This window comes from Streptomyces sp. NPDC046881, from assembly GCF_040645015.1.
In the GTDB taxonomy this organism is placed as follows: Bacteria; Actinomycetota; Actinomycetes; order Streptomycetales; family Streptomycetaceae; genus Streptomyces.
Window position 1 is genome coordinate 1 of the sequence record NZ_JBEYXJ010000137.1, and the last position, 18,359, is coordinate 18,359.

Sequence of the window (18,359 nt, forward strand, 5' to 3'; positions counted from 1 at the left end):
GACGCGGTGGTGCAGCGTCGGCGGGCCGCCGGGCTGTCGGGTGTGTCGCTGGCGTGGGGTCTGTGGGAGCAGGCCACCGGCATGACCGCCCACCTGAACGACGCCGACCAGGCCCGCATGAACCGCGGCGGGTTCCAGGCGATCGCCGCCGACGAGGGCCTGGACCTCTTCGACGCGGCCCTGCGCACCGGCGCGAGCCTCCTCGTCCCGATCAAGCTGGACCTGCGGGCCGTACGCGCCGAGGCCACGGCCGGCGGCGACATACCGTCCCTGCTGCGCACACTGATACCGCACAGCCGGCGCGCCGCCGCCCGCATCGCCGCCGGACGCGGCAGCGGCCTGGCCGGCCGGCTCGCGGGCCTGACCCCGGCCGAACAGGAGACCCTGCTCCTGGACCTGGTCCGCACCCATGTCGCGACCGTGCTCGGCCACACCGGCCCCGAGAAGGTCAGGGCCGACAAGGCGTTCAAGGACGCGGGCTTCGACTCGCTCACCGCCGTCCAGCTGCGCAACCGGCTCCGCGAGACCACCCGGCTCGGCCTCCCGGCCACCCTCGTCTACGACTACCCGACCCCGGTCGCCCTCGCCCGCTTCCTCCGCGACGAACTGGTGGGAGCAAGCGGCAGCGCCCTCGGCGCGGCGGCCCCCACGGTCGTCGTGGCCGACCCGGACGAGCCGATCGCCGTCGTCGGCATGGCCTGCCGGCTGCCCGGCGGCGTCAACAGCCCCGAGGAACTGTGGCGGCTGGTGGTCGAGGGCCGGGACGCGATCTCCGGGTTCCCCGCCGACCGCGGCTGGGACGTGGACGACCTCTTCGACACCGACCCCGAGAACATCGGCACCTCGTACGTCGACCAGGGCGGCTTCCTGCGCGAGGCGGGCCAGTTCGACGCGGGCTTCTTCGGTGTCTCGCCGCGCGAGGCGCTGGCCATGGACCCTCAGCAGCGGCTGCTGCTGGAGACCTCCTGGGAGGCGCTGGAACGGGCGGGCGTGAACCCGTCCGCGCTGAAGGGCTCGGACGTCGGTGTGTTCTCCGGCGTGATGACCCAGGGCTACGGCATCGGCGGCGACATCCCGCCGGAGCTGGGCGGCTTCACGGCCACCGGCTCCGCGGTGAGCGTGGCCTCGGGCCGGGTGTCGTACGTCTTCGGCTTCGAGGGCCCCGCGGTGACCGTGGACACCGCCTGCTCCTCCTCGCTGGTCGCCATGCACCTGGCCGCCCAGGCCCTGCGGGGCGGCGAGTGCTCCCTCGCCCTGGCCGGCGGCGCGACCATCATGGCCACCCCCGGCACCTTCGTGGAGTTCTCCCGGCAGCGGGCCCTCGCCCCCGACGGCCGCTGCAAGGCCTTCTCCTCCACCGCCGACGGCACCGGCTGGGCCGAGGGCGTCGGCGTGGTCGTCCTGGAACGCCTCTCGGAGGCGCGCCGCAAGGGCCATCGCGTCCTCGCCGTGCTGCGCGGCAGCGCGATCAACCAGGACGGCGCCTCCAACGGCCTCACCGCCCCCAACGGCCCCTCCCAGCAGCGGGTCATCCGCCGCGCGCTGGCGGTGGCCGGGCTGGCCGCGACCGACGTCGACGCCGTCGAGGCACACGGCACGGGCACGGCGCTCGGCGACCCGATCGAGGCTCAGGCCCTGCTGGCCACCTACGGCCGCGACCGCGAAGAGCCCTTGTGGCTGGGCTCGGTGAAGTCCAACATCGGCCACACCCAGGCCGCCGCGGGCGTCGCCGGCGTCATCAAGATGGTCGAGGCGCTACGGCACGGTGTCCTGCCCCCGACCCTGCACGTGGCGGAGCCCACCCCGCAGGTCGACTGGTCGGCAGGCTCCGTCGAACTCCTCACGGAGGCCCGGGAGTGGCCCGACAGCGGCCGTCCGCGCCGAGTCGGCGTCTCCTCCTTCGGCCTGAGCGGCACCAACGCCCACCTCATCTTCGAGCAGGCACCGGAGGAGCCGGTCGCCGCACCTGAGGCCTACGACGGTGTGGTCCCGCTGGTGGTGTCGGCGGCGTCACCGGGCTCGCTGTCCGCGCAGGCGGAGCGACTGGCGGCCTTCACCGGGGACACGGACGCGTCGCCGGCCGAGATCGCGGGGGCGCTGGCGGCCCGGCGGGCGGTGCTGTCGGAGCGGGCGGTGGTCGTCGCCGGGTCCCGGGAGGAGGCGGTGGCCGGGCTGAGTGCGCTGGCCAAGGGCGAGAGCAGTCCCGCCGTGGTGGTCGGGTCCGCGGGGGCGCCTGGGCGGACGGTGTTGGTGTTCCCGGGGCAGGGGTCGCAGTGGCTGGGGATGGGCCGGGAGTTGCTGGAGTCCTCGCCGGTGTTCGCGGAGCGGATCGAGGAGTGTGCCCGGGCTCTGGAGCCGTGGGTGGACTGGGACTTGACGGCTGTCCTGCGCGGTGAGGTTGATCTGCTGGCGCGGGTCGATGTGGTGCAGCCGGCGAGTTTCGCCGTGATGGTCGCCTTGGCCGCCGTGTGGGCGTCCGTGGGTGTCGTGCCGGATGCGGTGGTCGGGCACTCGCAGGGCGAGATCGCCGCCGCGTGCGTGGCCGGTGCGCTGTCGCTGGAGGACGCGGCGCGGATCGTGGCCGTGCGCAGTCAGGTGATCGCGGGTGGGCTGGCGGGTCGGGGCGGTATGGCCTCGGTGGCGCTGCCCGAGACGGACGCGGCCTCCCGCATCGCCGCCTGGGACGGACGAGTCGAGGTCGCCGCGGTCAACAGCCCTTCCTCGGTGGTGATCGCGGGTGATGCCGAGGCGTTGGACGAGGCGCTGGCCGCGCTGGAGGCCGACGGCGTGCGCGTGCGCCGGGTCGCGGTGGACTACGCCTCCCACACCCGTCACGTCGAGGCCATCGAAGGGGCGTTGGCGGAGGCCTTCGCGGACATCCGCAGCCAGGCGCCCATGGTGCCGTTCTTCTCCACGGTCACCGGGGAGTGGGTGCGCGAGGCGGGTGTCCTGGACGGTGGCTACTGGTACCGCAACCTCCGCAGCCAGGTCCGCTTCGGACCGGCCATCGAGGCCCTGCTCACCGAGGGCCACTCGGTGTTCGTCGAGTCCAGCGCCCATCCGGTCCTCGTCCAGCCGGTCAACGAGATCGTGGACGAGGCGGGGTCCGAGGCCGTCGTCACCGGTTCGCTGCGCCGCGAAGAGGGCGGGCTGCACAGGCTGTTGACGTCGATGGCCGAGGTCTTCGTCAGGGGCGTGGAGCTGGACTGGACGGGCGTCCTGCCCGCCGGCGCCGATGCCGTACAGGTGGACCTGCCGACGTACGCCTTCGACCACCGTCACTACTGGCTGAAGCCGGCCCCCGCGGCGGACGCGGCCGCCCTGGGGCAGGCCGGCGCCGATCATCCCCTGCTCGGCGCCGTGGTCGAAGTGCCCGAGACCGGCGGGGTGTTGTGCACCTCCCGGCTGTCCTTGCGCACGTACCCCTGGCTGGCGGACCACGCGGTCGGCGGGGCGGTGCTCGTCCCCGGTACCGGGCTGGTGGAGCTGGCCGTGCGGGCCGGTGACGAAGTGGGCTGCGGGGTCCTCGACGAACTGGTCATCGAGGCGCCGCTGGTGCTGCCCGAGCAGGGCGGGGTGCGGCTCCAGGTCGCCGTCGGCGGCCCGGCGGAGACGGGCTCCCGGACGGTCGCCGTGTACTCGGCGCCCGAGGACGCCCGCGGAGACGTCGGTGCCGAGGCCTGGACCCGGCACGCCACCGGCACCCTGACCGCGCCGGCGCCGGCCGACCAGGCCCCGCCGGTCGCCGACCTCGCCGTGTGGCCGCCCACCGGCGCCCGGCAGGTCGACGTGTCCGGCGGCTACGAGCTGCTCGCCGCGGCCGGTTACGGCTACGGGCCGGTCTTCCAGGGCGTACGAGCCCTGTGGCGGCGCGGTGACGATCTCTTCGCCGAGGTCGCACTGCCGGAGGACCAGCGGGCCGGCGCCGCACGGTTCGGCATCCACCCGGCCCTCCTCGACGCCGCGCTGCACCCCGCGATGCTGGACGTGGCGCTCGCCGACCCCGAGGGCGAGAACCGCACCGACGACGGCACCGGCGTCCACCTCCCGTTCGGCTGGAACGGGCTGCACCTGCACGCGTCCGGCGCCTCCGCGCTGCGCGTGCGTTTGACCCGCTCCGCGCCCGACGCGCTGTCCCTGGAGGCGGCGGACGAGACCGGCGCGCCGGTGCTCACGCTCCGGTCGCTGGTCTCCCGGGCCGTCTCCGCCGACCAGCTCGGCGCGGCGGCCGACGACAGCCGGGACTCCCTGTTCCGCATCGAGTGGACGGAGCTGCCCGGGACCACGGAGCCGGGCACGGACCTGCCGCCCGCCTGGGTGCCGATCACCGAGCCCGCGCACGTGGCAGCGCTGACCGACGGCTCGGGCGTGCCCCCGGTGGTCGTGCTGGAAGCCGGTCGCACCGAGACGCCGGACGACGCCGCGGCACTGGCCCTGACGGGTCGCGTGCTGAAGATCGTCCAGGCGTGGCTGGCCAGCCCGAGCCTGGAGGCGGCCCAGCTCGTCGTCGTCACCCGGGGTGCCGTGCCCGCCGCCGGCGAGCAGACGGTGACCGACCCGGCCGCGGCGGCCGTCTGGGGCCTGATCCGTGTGGCCCAGGCGGAGAACCCCGACCGGATCGTCCTGCTCGACACGGACACGCCCGCCGGTACCGACGTCGAGCCGCTGCTCGCCGCCGTACTGGCCGCCGGCGAACCCCAGATCGCCGTCCGCGGTACCCGCCTGTTCGCGCCGAGGCTCGCCCGCCCCGAGCCGGGCGACGCGCCGGTCGCCTTCGACCCGGCCGGGTCGGTCCTGGTCACGGGCGGTACCGGCGTGCTGGGCGCTCTGGTGGCCCGGCACCTGGTGGAGCGCCATGGCGTACGGCATCTGGTGCTGGCCAGCCGGCGGGGTTCGGCGGTCGAGGGTGCCGAGGAGTTGGTGGCCGAGTTGTCGGGGCTGGGTGCCGAGTCGGTGTCGGTGGTGGCGTGCGACGTGTCGGATCGGGAGGCCGTGGCCGAGTTGCTGGCCGCTGCGTCGGCGGAGCGTCCGCTGTCGGGTGTGGTGCACACGGCGGGTGTCCTGGACGACGGTGTGATCGGGGCGTTGACTCCGGAGCGGCTGGCCGGGGTGTTCGCGCCGAAGGTCAGCGCGGTGACGCATCTGGACGAGCTGACGCGAGAACTGGTCCCGGATCTGGGTGCGTTCGTGGTGTTCTCGTCGGCTGCGGGGGTGTTCGGTTCGGCGGGGCAGGGCAACTACGCGGCGGCGAACGCCTATCTGGACGCGGTGGTGCAGCGTCGGCGGGCCGCCGGGCTGTCGGGTGTGTCGCTGGCGTGGGGTCTGTGGGAGCAGGCCACCGGCATGACCGCCCACCTCGACACCGCCGACCAGGCCCGGGTGAGCCGGAGCCGCAGCCAGACCATCGCCGCCGACGAGGGCCTGGAGCTGTTCGACGCGGCGCTGCGCACGGGCGAGCCGCTGCTCGTCCCGATCAAGCTGGACCTGCGGTCCATGCGCGCCGATGCCGCGGCCGGGCGTGGCGTACAGCCCCTGCTGCGCGGCATGGTCAAGGTGCCCCGGCAGGTCGCACGGGCAGCCGCCGCCACCGACGGAACCGGTGAACTGGCCCGCCGCCTGGCCGGGTTGGACCCGGCCGAGCAGGAGGCGCTGCTGCTGGACCTGGTGCGGAAGTACGCGGCGACCGTGCTCGGCCATGCAGGACCCGAGGGCATCAAGCACGACACGGCGTTCCGCGACTCCGGGTTCGACTCGCTGACCTCGGTCGAGCTGCGCAACCGGCTGCGCGAGGCCACCGGCCTGAAGCTGCCCGCCACCGTCGTCTTCGACCACCCGACCCCGTTCGCCCTGGCCCGCCACCTGCACGGCGAACTGGGGGAGACGACGGCCGCGATCGCCTCCGCCCCGGCCCCGGCGGTCACCCTCGCCGACCCGGACGAGCCGATCGCGATCGTCGGCATGGCCTGCCGACTGCCCGGTGGCGTCAACAGCCCCGAGCAGCTGTGGCAGTTGGTGTTCGAGGGCCGGGACGCGATGTCCGGCTTCCCCGACGACCGCGGCTGGGACCTGGAGGGCCTGTTCGACTCCGACCCCGACAAGGCCGGCACCTCCTACGTCGACCAGGGTGGCTTCCTGCACGAGGCGGCGCTGTTCGACGCGGGCTTCTGGGGGATCTCGCCGCGTGAGGCGCTGGCGATGGACCCGCAGCAGCGGCTGCTGCTGGAGACGTCCTGGGAGGCGCTGGAGCGGGCCGGCATCGACCCGCTGTCGCTGAAGGGCACCGACGTCGGCGTGTTCTCCGGCCTCATGGGCCAGGGTTACGGCTCCGGCGGCGACATCCCCGCCGAACTGGAGGGGTTCGTCACGACCGGCGCCGGCAGCAGTGTGGCCTCCGGCCGGGTGTCGTACGTCTTCGGCTTCGAGGGCCCGGCCGTGACCGTGGACACCGCCTGCTCCTCCTCCCTGGTCGCCATGCATCTCGCCGCCCAGGCCCTGCGCAGCGGCGAGTGCTCCCTCGCCCTGGCCAGCGGCGCGGCCGTCATGTCCAGCCCCGGTGCCTTCGTCCAGTTCTCGCGGCAGCGGGGTCTGGCGTCGGACGGCCGCTGCAAGTCGTACGCGGACGCGGCCGACGGCACGGGCTGGGCCGAGGGCGCGGGTGTGGTCGTACTGGAACGGCTGTCGGAGGCGCGGCGCAAGGGGCACCGGGTGCTGGCGGTGGTCCGGGGCAGCGCGGTGAACCAGGACGGCGCGTCCAACGGCCTGACCGCTCCGAACGGTCCCTCGCAGCAGCGCGTGATCCGCAAGGCGCTCGCGAACGCCGGGCTGACCCCGGCCGACGTGGACGCGGTGGAGGGTCACGGCACCGGTACGGTCCTGGGCGACCCGATCGAGGCGCAGGCCCTGCTGGCGACCTACGGCCAGGACCGCGAACAGCCGTTGTGGCTGGGTTCGTTGAAGTCCAACATCGGGCACACCCAGGCCGCCTCCGGCGTGGCCGGCGTGATCAAGATGGTGGAAGCCATGCAGCGCGGCGTCCTGCCGCCCACCCTGCACGTGGACGCGCCGTCGTCCCAGGTCGACTGGACGTCCGGAGCGGTCGAACTGCTCACCGAAGCACGCGACTGGCCCGAGACCGGACGTCCCCGACGGGTCGGTGTCTCCTCCTTCGGGCTGAGCGGTACCAACGCCCACCTGATCCTGGAGCAGGCACCGGAAGCGTCCGCTCCCGAGCCTGCGGTTCAGGCGGGTGGTGTGGTGCCGGTGGTCGTGTCGGCGCGGAGTGCGGGTGCGCTGGCGGGGCAGGCGGGTCGGCTGGCCGCGTTCGTGGGCGAGTCCGATGCTCCGGTGGCTGCTGTGGCGGGGGCGCTGGTGTCCCGTCGGGCGGTGCTGTCGGAGCGGGCCGTGGTCGTCGCCGGGTCGCGTGACGAGGCGGTGGCCGGTCTGGAGGCGCTGGCCGCGGGTGCGGCGTCACCGGCCGTGGTGACGGGGTCGGATGTCGACGGGAAGACGGTGTTCGTGTTCCCGGGTCAGGGATCGCAACGCGTCGGTATGGGTCGTGAGCTGTATGAGCGGTATCCGGTGTTCGCGCGGGCGCTGGACGATGCCTGTGTCGCGCTGGACGGGCACCTCGGTGCGGAACTCCCCGTCAAGGATGTGATCTTCGGCAACGCGGAGTTGCTGGACCAGACGGTGTTCACGCAGGCCGGGTTGTTCGCGGTGGAGTCGGCGTTGTTCCGGCTGGTGGAGTCCTGGGGTGTACGGCCGGACGTGGTGGCCGGGCACTCCATCGGCGAGGTCGTGGCCGCGCATGTGGCGGGTGTGCTGTCGCTGGAGGACGCGGCGGCGCTGGTGGCGGCGCGGGGCCGGCTGATGCAGGCCCTGCCGACGGGCGGCGCGATGGTCGCCGTGGCCGCCAGTGAAGCCGAGATCTCTGAATATCTCGGCGATGGTGTGGACTTGGCGGCGGTGAACGCGCCCGGCTCGGTCGTCCTGTCCGGCGATGAGCCGGCCGTGCTGGCGGTGGCGGAGAAGCTGCGCGAGCAGGGCCGCCGGGTCAAGCGGCTCACCGTCTCCCACGCCTTCCACTCGGCGCTCATGGAGCCGATGCTCACGGACTTCGCGGAGGCCCTCGACGGACTGACCTGGAACGAACCGTCGATCCCGGTGGTGTCCAACGTGACGGGCCGCTTGGCGGAGCCGGGTCAGTTGACGGACCCGGCGTACTGGATGGACCACGTCCGCCGCCCGGTCCGCTTCGCCGACGGGATCGCCGCATCCGGCGGCTCGGTGTTCCTGGAACTCGGCCCGGGCGGTGCGTTGACAGGCGCGATCACGGAATCGGTGGACGCGGTCAGCGTCCCGGCCCTGCGTGACGAGCGAGGCGAGGCCCAGACCCTCCTCGCGGCCGTGGCCCACCTCTTCGTCCGCGGCTCGAAGGTGAACTGGGCGGCCGTGCTGCCCGAGGGCGCCACCGAAGCTCACGTGGACCTGCCCACGTACGCCTTCGACCACCGCCACTACTGGCTGCAGATGGCTCCCGCCACCGACGCCGTCGCCCTCGGGCAGACCACGGCGAACCACCCGCTGCTGGGTGCGGTGGTGCCGTTGCCGCAGTCGGACGGGCTGGTGTTCACCTCCCGGCTGTCCCTGCGCACGCACTCCTGGCTGGCCGATCACGTGGTCGGGGGAGTGGTCGTCGTACCCGGTGCCGGGCTGGTCGAGCTGGCCGTACGGGCCGGGGACGAGGTCGGCTGCGGGACCGTGGACGAACTCGTCATCGAGGCGCCGCTGGTGGTGCCCGAGCAGGGCGGTGTGCGGGTGCAGGTCACCGTCGAGGCTCCGGACGCGGAGGGCCGTCGTGCGGTGGCCGTCCACTCCGCGCGGGAGGACGCCGTCGGTGAGATCGGCGCCGACGCGTGGACCCGGCACGCCACCGGAAGCCTCACCGGTGCGGTCCCGGCGGCCGGCGCCTTCGACTTCGCCGCCTGGCCCCCGCCCGGCGCGGAGGCGGAGGACCTGACCGGTGCCGAGGAGCGGCTGCTCCGGTACGGCTACGAGTACGGGCCGGTCTTCCAGGGCCTGCGGGCGGTGTGGCGGCGCGGCGACGAGCTGTTCGCCGAGGTCGTGCTGCCGGACGGGCAGCGGGACGCGGCGGGCCGGTTCGGTATCCACCCCGCCCTGCTGGAGGCCGCCCTGCACCCGGCGCTGCTCGATGCCTCGGCGGCCGATGACGCCCGGCTCTGGCAGCCGCTGGAGTGGAGCCGACTGGCGCTGCACGCGGAAGGTGCCACGGCGCTGCGCGTGCGCCTGGCGCGGTCCGCCGACGGCGCCCTGGCGGTCGAGGCCGCCGACGAGGCCGGTGGCACGGTCGTCACGGCGGAGGCCGTCACGCTACGGCCGCTCTCGGCCGAGCAGCTGTCGACGGCGGCCGGCACCGGCGCGGACGACGGGCTGTTCCGGGTGGAGTGGAGCGAGCTGCCGTCCGTGGCCGGCGCCGGTGAGGTGCCGGCGGCGACGGTGGTCGAGGCCCGGGCCCAAGCCGACGACACGCCCGTGGCGTTGGCGAGCCGGGTGCTGGCGGCCGTGCAGGCCTGGCTGGCCGACGAGGGCACCGAGGACGGCCGGCTGGTCGTGGTCACCAGGGGTGCCGTGCCCGCCGGCGGCGACGCGGCGGTCACCGACCCGGCCGGCGCGGCCGTCTGGGGCCTGGTGCGTGCCGCGCAGGCGGAGAACCCCGACCGGATCGTGCTCGTCGACACCGAGACGGGTGCGGCCGACCTCGATGCCGTCCTGGCGAGCGGCGAGCCGCAGGTCGCCGTCCGCGGTACGGCGCTGTACGTGCCGCGCCTGGCGCGGCTGGCCCCGGCCGGCGACTCCGGCGCGACGGCGCTGGACCCGGAGGGCACGGTCCTGATCACCGGCGGTACCGGGACGCTCGGCGCCGAGGTCGCCCGGCACCTGGTCGAGCGGCACGGCGTACGCCACCTCGTGCTGGCCGGCCGTCGCGGGAAGGCCGCCGACGGCGCGGACCGGCTCGTCGCCGAACTCGGCGAACGAGGAGCCGACGTGTCGGTGGTCGCATGCGACGTCACCGACCGCGCCGCGCTCGCCGCGCTGCTCGCCGCCGTACCGCAGGCGCACCCGCTGACCGCTGTCGTGCACGCGGCACGCGTCTTCGACGCCGGGGTCATCGGCGAGATGGACCGGGACCGGCTGGCCCGGGTCTTCGCCCCGAAGGTGACGGCCGTCCGGCACCTGGACGAGCTGACCCGCGAACTCGCCCCCGATCTGGCCGCGTTCGTCCTGCTGTCCTCCGCCTCCTCCGTCTTCCTCGGCGCGGGTACCGGCGGCTACGCGGCGGCCAACGCCTACCTCGACGCGGTGGCCCACCGCCGCCGGGCCGACGGCCTGCCCGCCGTCTCGCTGGCCTGGGGCCCGTGGGAGCCGACGGGCGGACAGGACACGGCCACCGGTGAGGCCGTACGCAACCGGACCGGCCGGCGCGGTGGTGTCGTACCGCTCACGCCGGCCGAGGGGATGGAGCTGCTCGACGCGGCGCTGCCCACCGGCGAGGCACTGGTGCTGCCCGTCAAACTGGACCTGCGGGCGCTGCGCGCCGACGCCGCGCTGGGCGGCGGTGTCGCGCCGCTGCTCCGCGGCCTGGTGCGGACCGGCCGGAAGGCCGCCCGGGCCGGCGCCGGGGACTCCGGCGGACTCGCCCGCAAGCTGGCCACGCTGTCCCCGGCCGAGCAGGAGATGCTGCTGCTGGAGCTGGTGCAGGGCCAGGTGGCGACCGTCCTCGGCCACACCGGGGCCGACCAGGTCAGGGCCGAGACGGCGTTCAAGGACGCCGGGTTCGACTCCCTCACCTCCGTCGAACTGCGCAACCGGCTGCGCGAGGCCACCGGCCTCAACCTGCCCGCCACCGCCGTCTTCGACTACCCGACCCCCCTCGCCCTCGCCGGCTACCTGCACGACCGGCTGGCCCCGGGCGACCAGGCCGCGCCGGGCACGCACCCCCTGCTCGCCGAACTCAGCAAGCTCGAGGCGCTGTTGGCCGACACCGCGGCCGACGACACCACCCGCGCCCAGGTCGCCACCCGGCTCCAGGGCCTGCTGACCACCTGGTCCACCGCGAGCGTCACCGAGCCGGACGCCGAGGAGGACCTGGACTTCGAGTCGGCTTCCGACGACGAACTGTTCGAACTCATCGACACCGAGTTCGGCCACTAGCCGACAGACACCGGGTACCGGCCCCCGGCCGGGCGGCCCGGCGCCCACCCGCACGCCATGTCCACGCCCGCCCCCGCAGTCCACCTGACGCCCTTAGCCCCACTAGGAGCTGACCCGCAATGGCGGATGAAAGCAAGCTTCGCGACTACCTCAAGCGCGTTCTCGCCGACGCGCGCCGCTCCCAGCAACGCGTCCGTGAACTTGAGGCCGAGAAGGCGGAGCCGATCGCGATCGTGGGCATGGCGTGCCGGCTGCCCGGCGGGGTGACCGGCCCCGACGACCTGTGGCGGCTCGTCCGCGAACGCGGCGACGGCGTCTCGCAGTTCCCGGCCGACCGCGGCTGGGACCTGGAGGCACTGTTCGACGCCGACCCCGACAAGACGGGCAAGTCCTACGTCGACCAGGGCGGCTTCCTGCACGAGGCGGCCCTGTTCGACGCGGGTCTGTTCGGGATCTCCCCGCGTGAGGCGGTGGCGATGGACCCGCAGCAGCGGCTCCTCCTGGAGATGTCCTGGGAGGCGCTGGAGCGGGCCGGCATCGACGCGGTGACGCTCAAGGGCTCGGACACCGGTGTCTTCGTGGGCGTCATCAACGAGGGCTACGCGACCGGCGGCCCGGTCCCGCCGGAGCTGGAGGGCTTCACCGGCACCGGGACCACCGGAAGCGTCGCCTCGGGCCGCATCTCCTACGTCTTCGGACTCGAAGGCCCCGCGGTGACCGTGGACACCGCCTGCTCCTCCTCCCTGGTCGCCATGCACCTGGCCGCCCAGGCCCTGCGCCGCGGCGAGTGCTCGATGGCGCTGGCCGGCGGCGCCACCGTCATGGCCGGGCCCGGTATGTTCATGCAGTTCTCGCGGCAGCGGGCGCTGGCCGCCGACGGCCGCTGCAAGTCGTACGCCGACGCCGCCGACGGCACCGGCTGGGCCGAGGGCGCAGGTGTCGTCGTCCTGGAACGCCTGTCCGACGCCCGCCGCAACGGCCACCGGGTGCTGGCCGTCGTCCGCGCCTCCGCCGTCAACCAGGACGGCGCCTCCAACGGCCTCACCGCCCCGAACGGCCCCTCCCAACAGCGGGTCATCCGCAAGGCCCTGGCCGAGGCGGGCCTGACGCCGGCGGACGTGGACGTGGTCGAGGGTCACGGCACGGGCACGGTCCTCGGCGACCCGATCGAGGCCCAGGCCCTGCTGGCGACCTACGGCCAGGACCGCGAACGACCGCTGTGGCTGGGCTCGTTGAAGTCCAACATCGGGCACACCCAGGCCGCCGCGGGCGTCGCCGGCGTGATCAAGATGGTCCAGGCGATGCGGCACGGCGTCCTGCCCCCCACCCTGCACGTCGACACCCCGTCCTCCCAGGTCGACTGGACGGCCGGGTCGATCGAACTGCTCACCGAGGAACAGGAGTGGCCCCGCACCGGCCGCCCCCGCCGGGCCGGCGTCTCCTCCTTCGGCGTCAGCGGCACCAACGCCCACCTGATCCTGGAAGAACCCTCGGAGGAACCGGCCGCGGAGCCGGTGACCCCCGGCGCCGGTGTGGTCCCGCTGGTGGTGTCGACAGCCTCCGAAGCAGCGCTGGCCGGCCAGGCCGGCCGCCTGGCCGCCTTCACCGGCGACACCGACACACCCCTAGCCCACCTCGCGAGCGCCCTCGTCACCCAGCGGGCCTTCCTGGACGAACGGGCCGTGATCGTCGCCGGGTCCCGGGAGGAGGCGGTGGCCGCGCTGAGCGCGCTGGCCAACGGCGAGAGCAGCCCCGCCGTGGTGGTCGGGTCCGCGGGGGCGCCTGGGCGGACGGTGCTGGTGTTCCCGGGACAGGGTTCGCAGTGGCTGGGGATGGGCCGTGAGCTGCTGGAGTCCTCGCCGGCGTTCGCGGAGCGGATCGAGGAGTGTGCCCGGGCTCTGGAGCCGTGGGTGGACTGGGACTTGACGGCTGTCCTGCGCGGTGAGGTCGATCTGCTGGCGCGGGTCGATGTGGTGCAGCCGGCGAGTTTCGCCGTGATGGTCGCCTTGGCCGCCGTGTGGGCGTCCGTGGGGGTCCTACCGGACGCGGTGGTCGGGCACTCGCAGGGCGAGATCGCCGCCGCGTGTGTGGCCGGTGCGCTGTCGCTGGAGGACGCGGCGCGGATCGTGGCCGTGCGCAGTCAGGTGATCGCGGGTGGACTGGCAGGCCGGGGCGGCATGGCCTCGGTAGCGCTGCCCGAAGCGGAGGCTGCTGAGCGGATCACCGTGTGGGACGACCGAGTTGAGGTCGCCGCCGTCAACAGCCCCTCCTCCGTGGTGATCGCCGGTGACGCCGAGGCGTTGGACGAGGCGCTGGCCGCGCTGGAGGCCGACGGTGTGCGTGTGCGCCGGGTGGCGGTGGACTACGCCTCCCACACCCGCCATGTCGAGGCGATCGAAGGGGCGTTGGCGCAAGCCTTCGCCGACATCCGCAGCCAGGCACCGCTGGTGCCGTTCTTCTCCACGGTCACCGGCGAGTGGGTGCGCGAGGCGGGCGTCCTCGACGGCGACTACTGGTACCGCAACCTCCGCAGCCAGGTCCGCTTCGGACCGGCCATCGCCGCTCTCCTCGCCGAGGGCCACTCGGTGTTCATCGAGTCCAGCGCCCACCCGGTCCTCGTCCAGCCGGTCAACGAGATCGTGGACGAGGCGGGGTCCGAGGCCGTCGTCACCGGTTCCCTGCGCCGCGAAGGCGGCGGGCTGCACAGGCTGTTGACGTCCATGGCGGAAGTCTTCGTCAAGGGCGTCCCCGTCGACTGGACCGGCGTCCTGCCCACCGGCGCCGATGCCGTACAGGTGGACCTGCCGACGTACGCCTTCGACCACCGGCACTACTGGCTCCGGCTGAACGGAGCGAGTGACGCCACCGCGCTCGGGCAGGCGCCCACGGACCACCCGTTGATCGGTGCCGTCGTGGAAGTACCTCAGACGGGTGGGGTGTTGTGCACCTCCCGGCTGTCCTTGCGCACGCACCCCTGGCTGGCGGACCACACGGTCGGCGGGGTGGTGCTCGTCCCCGCCGCGGCCCTGGTCGAGCTGGCGGTGCGGGCCGGTGACGAGGTCGGGTGCGGAACCGTGGACGAACTCACGGTCGGCGTACCGCTGGTGCTGCCGGAGCAGGGCGGGGTCCGCGTCCAGGTCGCGGTCGGCGGCGCCGACGAGAGCGGCTGCCGTACGGTCACCGTCTACTCGACGCGTGAGGACGCCGGCGAGGTGAGCGGGGCGGAGGCCTGGGTGCGGCACGCCACCGGTGTGCTGACGACGACGCCCAAGCCGGGGGAGAGCCCGCTGGCCGACTTCGGCACCTGGCCGCCGGCCGGCGCCCAGCGGGTCGACGTGGAGGCGCTGTACGGCGGCCTGGCCCGGCGCGGTTACGAGCACGGGCCGCTCTTCCGGGCCGTGCGCGGACTGTGGCGGCTCGGTGAGGAGATCCTCGCCGAGGTCGCCGTACCGGAGGACGACCGTGAGGAGGCCGGGCGGTTCGGGTTGCATCCGGCGCTGCTGGACGCGGCCCTGCACCCGTCGCTGCTGGACGCTGCCACGGCCGACGGCGGCTCCCGGGTGTGGCAGTACCTGACCTGGCACGGACTCGCGCTGCACGCCGTCGGCGCCACGGCGCTGCGGGTCCGGATCACGCCGCAGGGCCGGGACGCGCTGGCGCTGGAGGCGGTCGACCCGGCCGGCGGGCTGGTGCTGCGGGCGGAGTCGGCGGAGCCGCGGCCGTTGTCCGCCGAGCAGTTGGAGAGCGCAGCGGGTACGGCGAGCGACGACTCGCTGTTCCGTGTCGAGTGGACGGCCCTCCCCGGAGCCGACGCGCCGGCGGGCGAGCCGCCGGTCTGGGCCGGGGTGCGCTCCGCCGCCGACGTCACCGCCCTGGCGGAGGGCTCGGCCACGGCCGCGGAACCGCCCGCGCTGGTCGTGCTGGAGGCCGTCGCGGCCCACGACCAGGACGCGGACGACCCGGCGCCGGCCTTGACGAACCGGGTGCTGGCGGCCGTGCAGGCCTGGCTGGCCGCCCCCGCCCTGGAGCCGACCCGGCTGGTCGTGGCCACCCGGGGCGCGGTACCGGCCGGCGCCGACGGCGCGGTGACCGACACGGCGGGCGGCGCGGTGTGGGGCCTGATCCGGGCCGCGCAGTCCGAGAACCCGGACCGGATCGTGCTCCTCGACCTCGACCCCGCGCTCGACCCGGACCTCCTGGTCGAGAGCACCGCCGACGTCCTGGCGCGCGTGGCCGCCGACACGGAGCCCGAACTGGCGCTGCGCGGCGGGGCACTGCTCATCCCCCGGCTGGCCCGCGCCACCGCGGCGGGCCTCGACCCGGCGGCGACGGAACCCAAGGCACCCGCGGCGCTGGACCCGGAGGGCACGGTCCTCATCACCGGCGGTACCGGTTCGCTCGGCGGTCTGCTGGCCCGGCACCTGGTCACCCGGCACGGCATCCGCCACCTCGTGCTGGCCAGCCGCCGCGGCCGAGCCGCCGAGGGTGCAGCCGAGCTGGTCGCCGAGCTCACCGAGCTCGGCGCCACCGAGGTAACGGTGGCGTCCTGCGATGTCACGGACCGCGACGCGGTCGCCGCCCTGCTGACCGAGGCCCGCCGGGGCGGCCGTCCGCTGACCGGGGTCGTGCACACGGCGGGCATCGCCGACGCCGGAGTGATCGGGACCATCCAGCCCGAGCAGGTGGCCCGGGTGTTCGCACCGAAGGTGACCGCCGTACAGCACCTGGACGAACTGACCCGCGAACTCGTCCCCGAACTGGCCGTGTTCGTCGTCTTCTCGTCCGTCTCGTCCGTCTTCCTCGGCGCGGGCACCGGCAGTTACGCGGCGGCCAACGCCTTCCTGGACGCGGTGGCCCAGCAGCGCCGGGCCGCGGGCCTGCCCGCCACCTCGCTCGCCTGGGGCCTGTGGGACCAGGCCACCGGCGGTATGGCGGCCGGCATGGACGACCTCACCCGCAGCCGGATGAACCGGCGCGGTGGTGTCCTGCCCATGTCCCCCGACGAGGGCATGGATCTCTTCGACGCGGCCCTGCGCACCAGTGAGGCCCTGCTCGTCCCGGCCAAGCTGGACCTGCGGCAGCTGCGCACCGACGCGGGCGCCGGCCGGGCCGTCCCCACGCTGCTGCGCGGCCTGGTGCGCACCGGCCGGCAGACCGTACGGGCCGCGGCCGGCGACAGCGGCGGCGGCCTGGCGGACCGGCTGGCCGGGCTGGGCGCGGCCGAACAGGAGGAACTGCTGCTGGACCTGGTGCGGACGCACGCGGCGACCGTCCTCGGCCACGCGGGACCCGAGGGCATCAAGCCGGAGACCGCCTTCCGCGACTCCGGGTTCGACTCGCTGACCTCGGTCGAGCTGCGCAACCGGCTGCGCGAGGCCACCGGCCTCAAACTGGCCGCCACTGTCGTCTTCGACCACCCGAACCCCCTGTCCCTCGCCCGCCACCTGCACGGCGAGCTGGGCGAGACCACGGCGACCGCCCCGGCACCGGCCCCGGCGGTCACCCTCGCCGACCCGGACGAGCCGATCGCGATCGTCGGCATGGCCTGCCGGCTGCCCGGTGGCGTCGACAGCCCGGACGACCTGTGGCGATTGGTCTTCGAGGGCCGGGACGCGATGTCCGGCTTCCCCGACGACCGCGGCTGGGACCTGAGCGGCTTCTTCAGCGACGACCCGGGCCAGGCCGGCACCTCGTACGTGAGCCAGGGCGGCTTCCTCTACGACGCCGCACTGTTCGACGCCGGCTTCTTCGGCATCTCGCCGCGCGAGGCGCTGGCGATGGACCCGCAGCAGCGGCTGCTCCTGGAAACCTCCTGGGAGGCGCTGGAGCGGGCGGGCATCGACCCGCTGTCGCTGAAGGGCGCGGACATCGGCGTCTTCTCCGGCCTGATGGGCCAGGGCTACGGCACCTCGGGCCCGGTACCGCCCGAGCTGGAGGGCTTCACCGGCACCGGAGGCATGGGCAGCGTCGCCTCCGGGCGCGTCGCCTACGTCTTCGGCTTCGAGGGCCCCGCGGTGACCGTCGACACCGCCTGCTCCTCCTCCCTGGTCGCCATCCACCTCGCCGCCCAGGCCCTGCGCAACGGCGAGTGCTCGATGGCCCTCGCCGGTGGCGCCACCGTCATGGCGACCCCGGGCACCTTCGTCGAGTTCTCGCGGCAGCGGGGTCTGGCGTCGGACGGCCGCTGCAAGTCGTACGCGGACGCGGCCGACGGCACGGGCTGGGCCGAGGGCGCGGGTGTGGTCGTCCTGGAACGGCTGTCGGAGGCGCGGCGCAAGGGGCACCGGGTGCTGGCGGTGGTCCGGGGCAGCGCGGTGAACCAGGACGGCGCGTCCAACGGCCTGACGGCTCCGAACGGTCCCTCGCAGCAGCGGGTGATCCGCAAGGCGCTCGCGAATGCCGGGCTGACCCCGGCGGACGTGGACGCGGTGGAGGGTCACGGCACCGGTACGGTCCTCGGCGACCCGATCGAGGCGCAGGCCCTGCTGGCGACCTACGGCCAGGACCGCGAACAGCCGTTGTGGCTGGGCTCGTTGAAGTCCAACATCGGGCACACCCAGATGGCCGCGGGCGTCGCCGGTGTCATCAAGATGGTGCAGGCCATGCGGCACGGCGTCCTCCCGGCCACCCTGCACGTCGACTCGCCGACGTCCCAGGTCGACTGGTCGGACGGCGCGGTCGAACTGCTGACGGAGGCCCGCGAGTGGCCGGATGTGAACCGGCCGCGCCGGGTGGGCGTCTCCGGGTTCGGCGTCAGCGGCACCAACGCCCACCTGATCCTGGAGCAGGCCCCGGAGGAGCCCGCTGCCGAGCCGGTGGCTCCGGCGGACGGTGTGGTGCCGGTGGTCGTGTCGGCGCGGAGCGCGGGTGCGCTGGCGGGGCAGGCGGGTCGGCTGGCCGCGTTCGTGGGCGAGTCCGATGCTCCGGTGGCTGCTGTGGCGGGGGCGCTGGTGTCCCGGCGGGCGGTGCTGTCCGAACGGGCCGTGATCGTCGCCGAGAGCCGCGAGGACGTGGTCTCCGGGCTGCGGGCACTGGCCGCCGGGGAGACGGCTCCGTTCGTGGTCACGGGCTCGGGTGCCGACGGGAAGACGGTCGTCGTGTTCCCGGGGCAGGGGTCCCAGCGGGTC

At 74.5% G+C, this 18,359-nt stretch carries 2 protein-coding genes; both read left to right on the forward strand.

What is annotated here, in order from left to right:
* The first annotated feature begins 42 nt into the window (after positions 1-42).
* On the forward strand, positions 43-11,232 hold the full coding sequence (locus ABZ923_RS37065) for an SDR family NAD(P)-dependent oxidoreductase (protein WP_361481341.1): 11,190 nt from the start codon (positions 43-45) through the stop codon (positions 11,230-11,232).
* A gap of 119 nt (positions 11,233-11,351) precedes the next feature.
* Positions 11,352-18,359: type I polyketide synthase (locus tag ABZ923_RS37070; protein ID WP_361481344.1), on the forward strand; the 7,008-nt coding region annotated here is incomplete at its 3' end.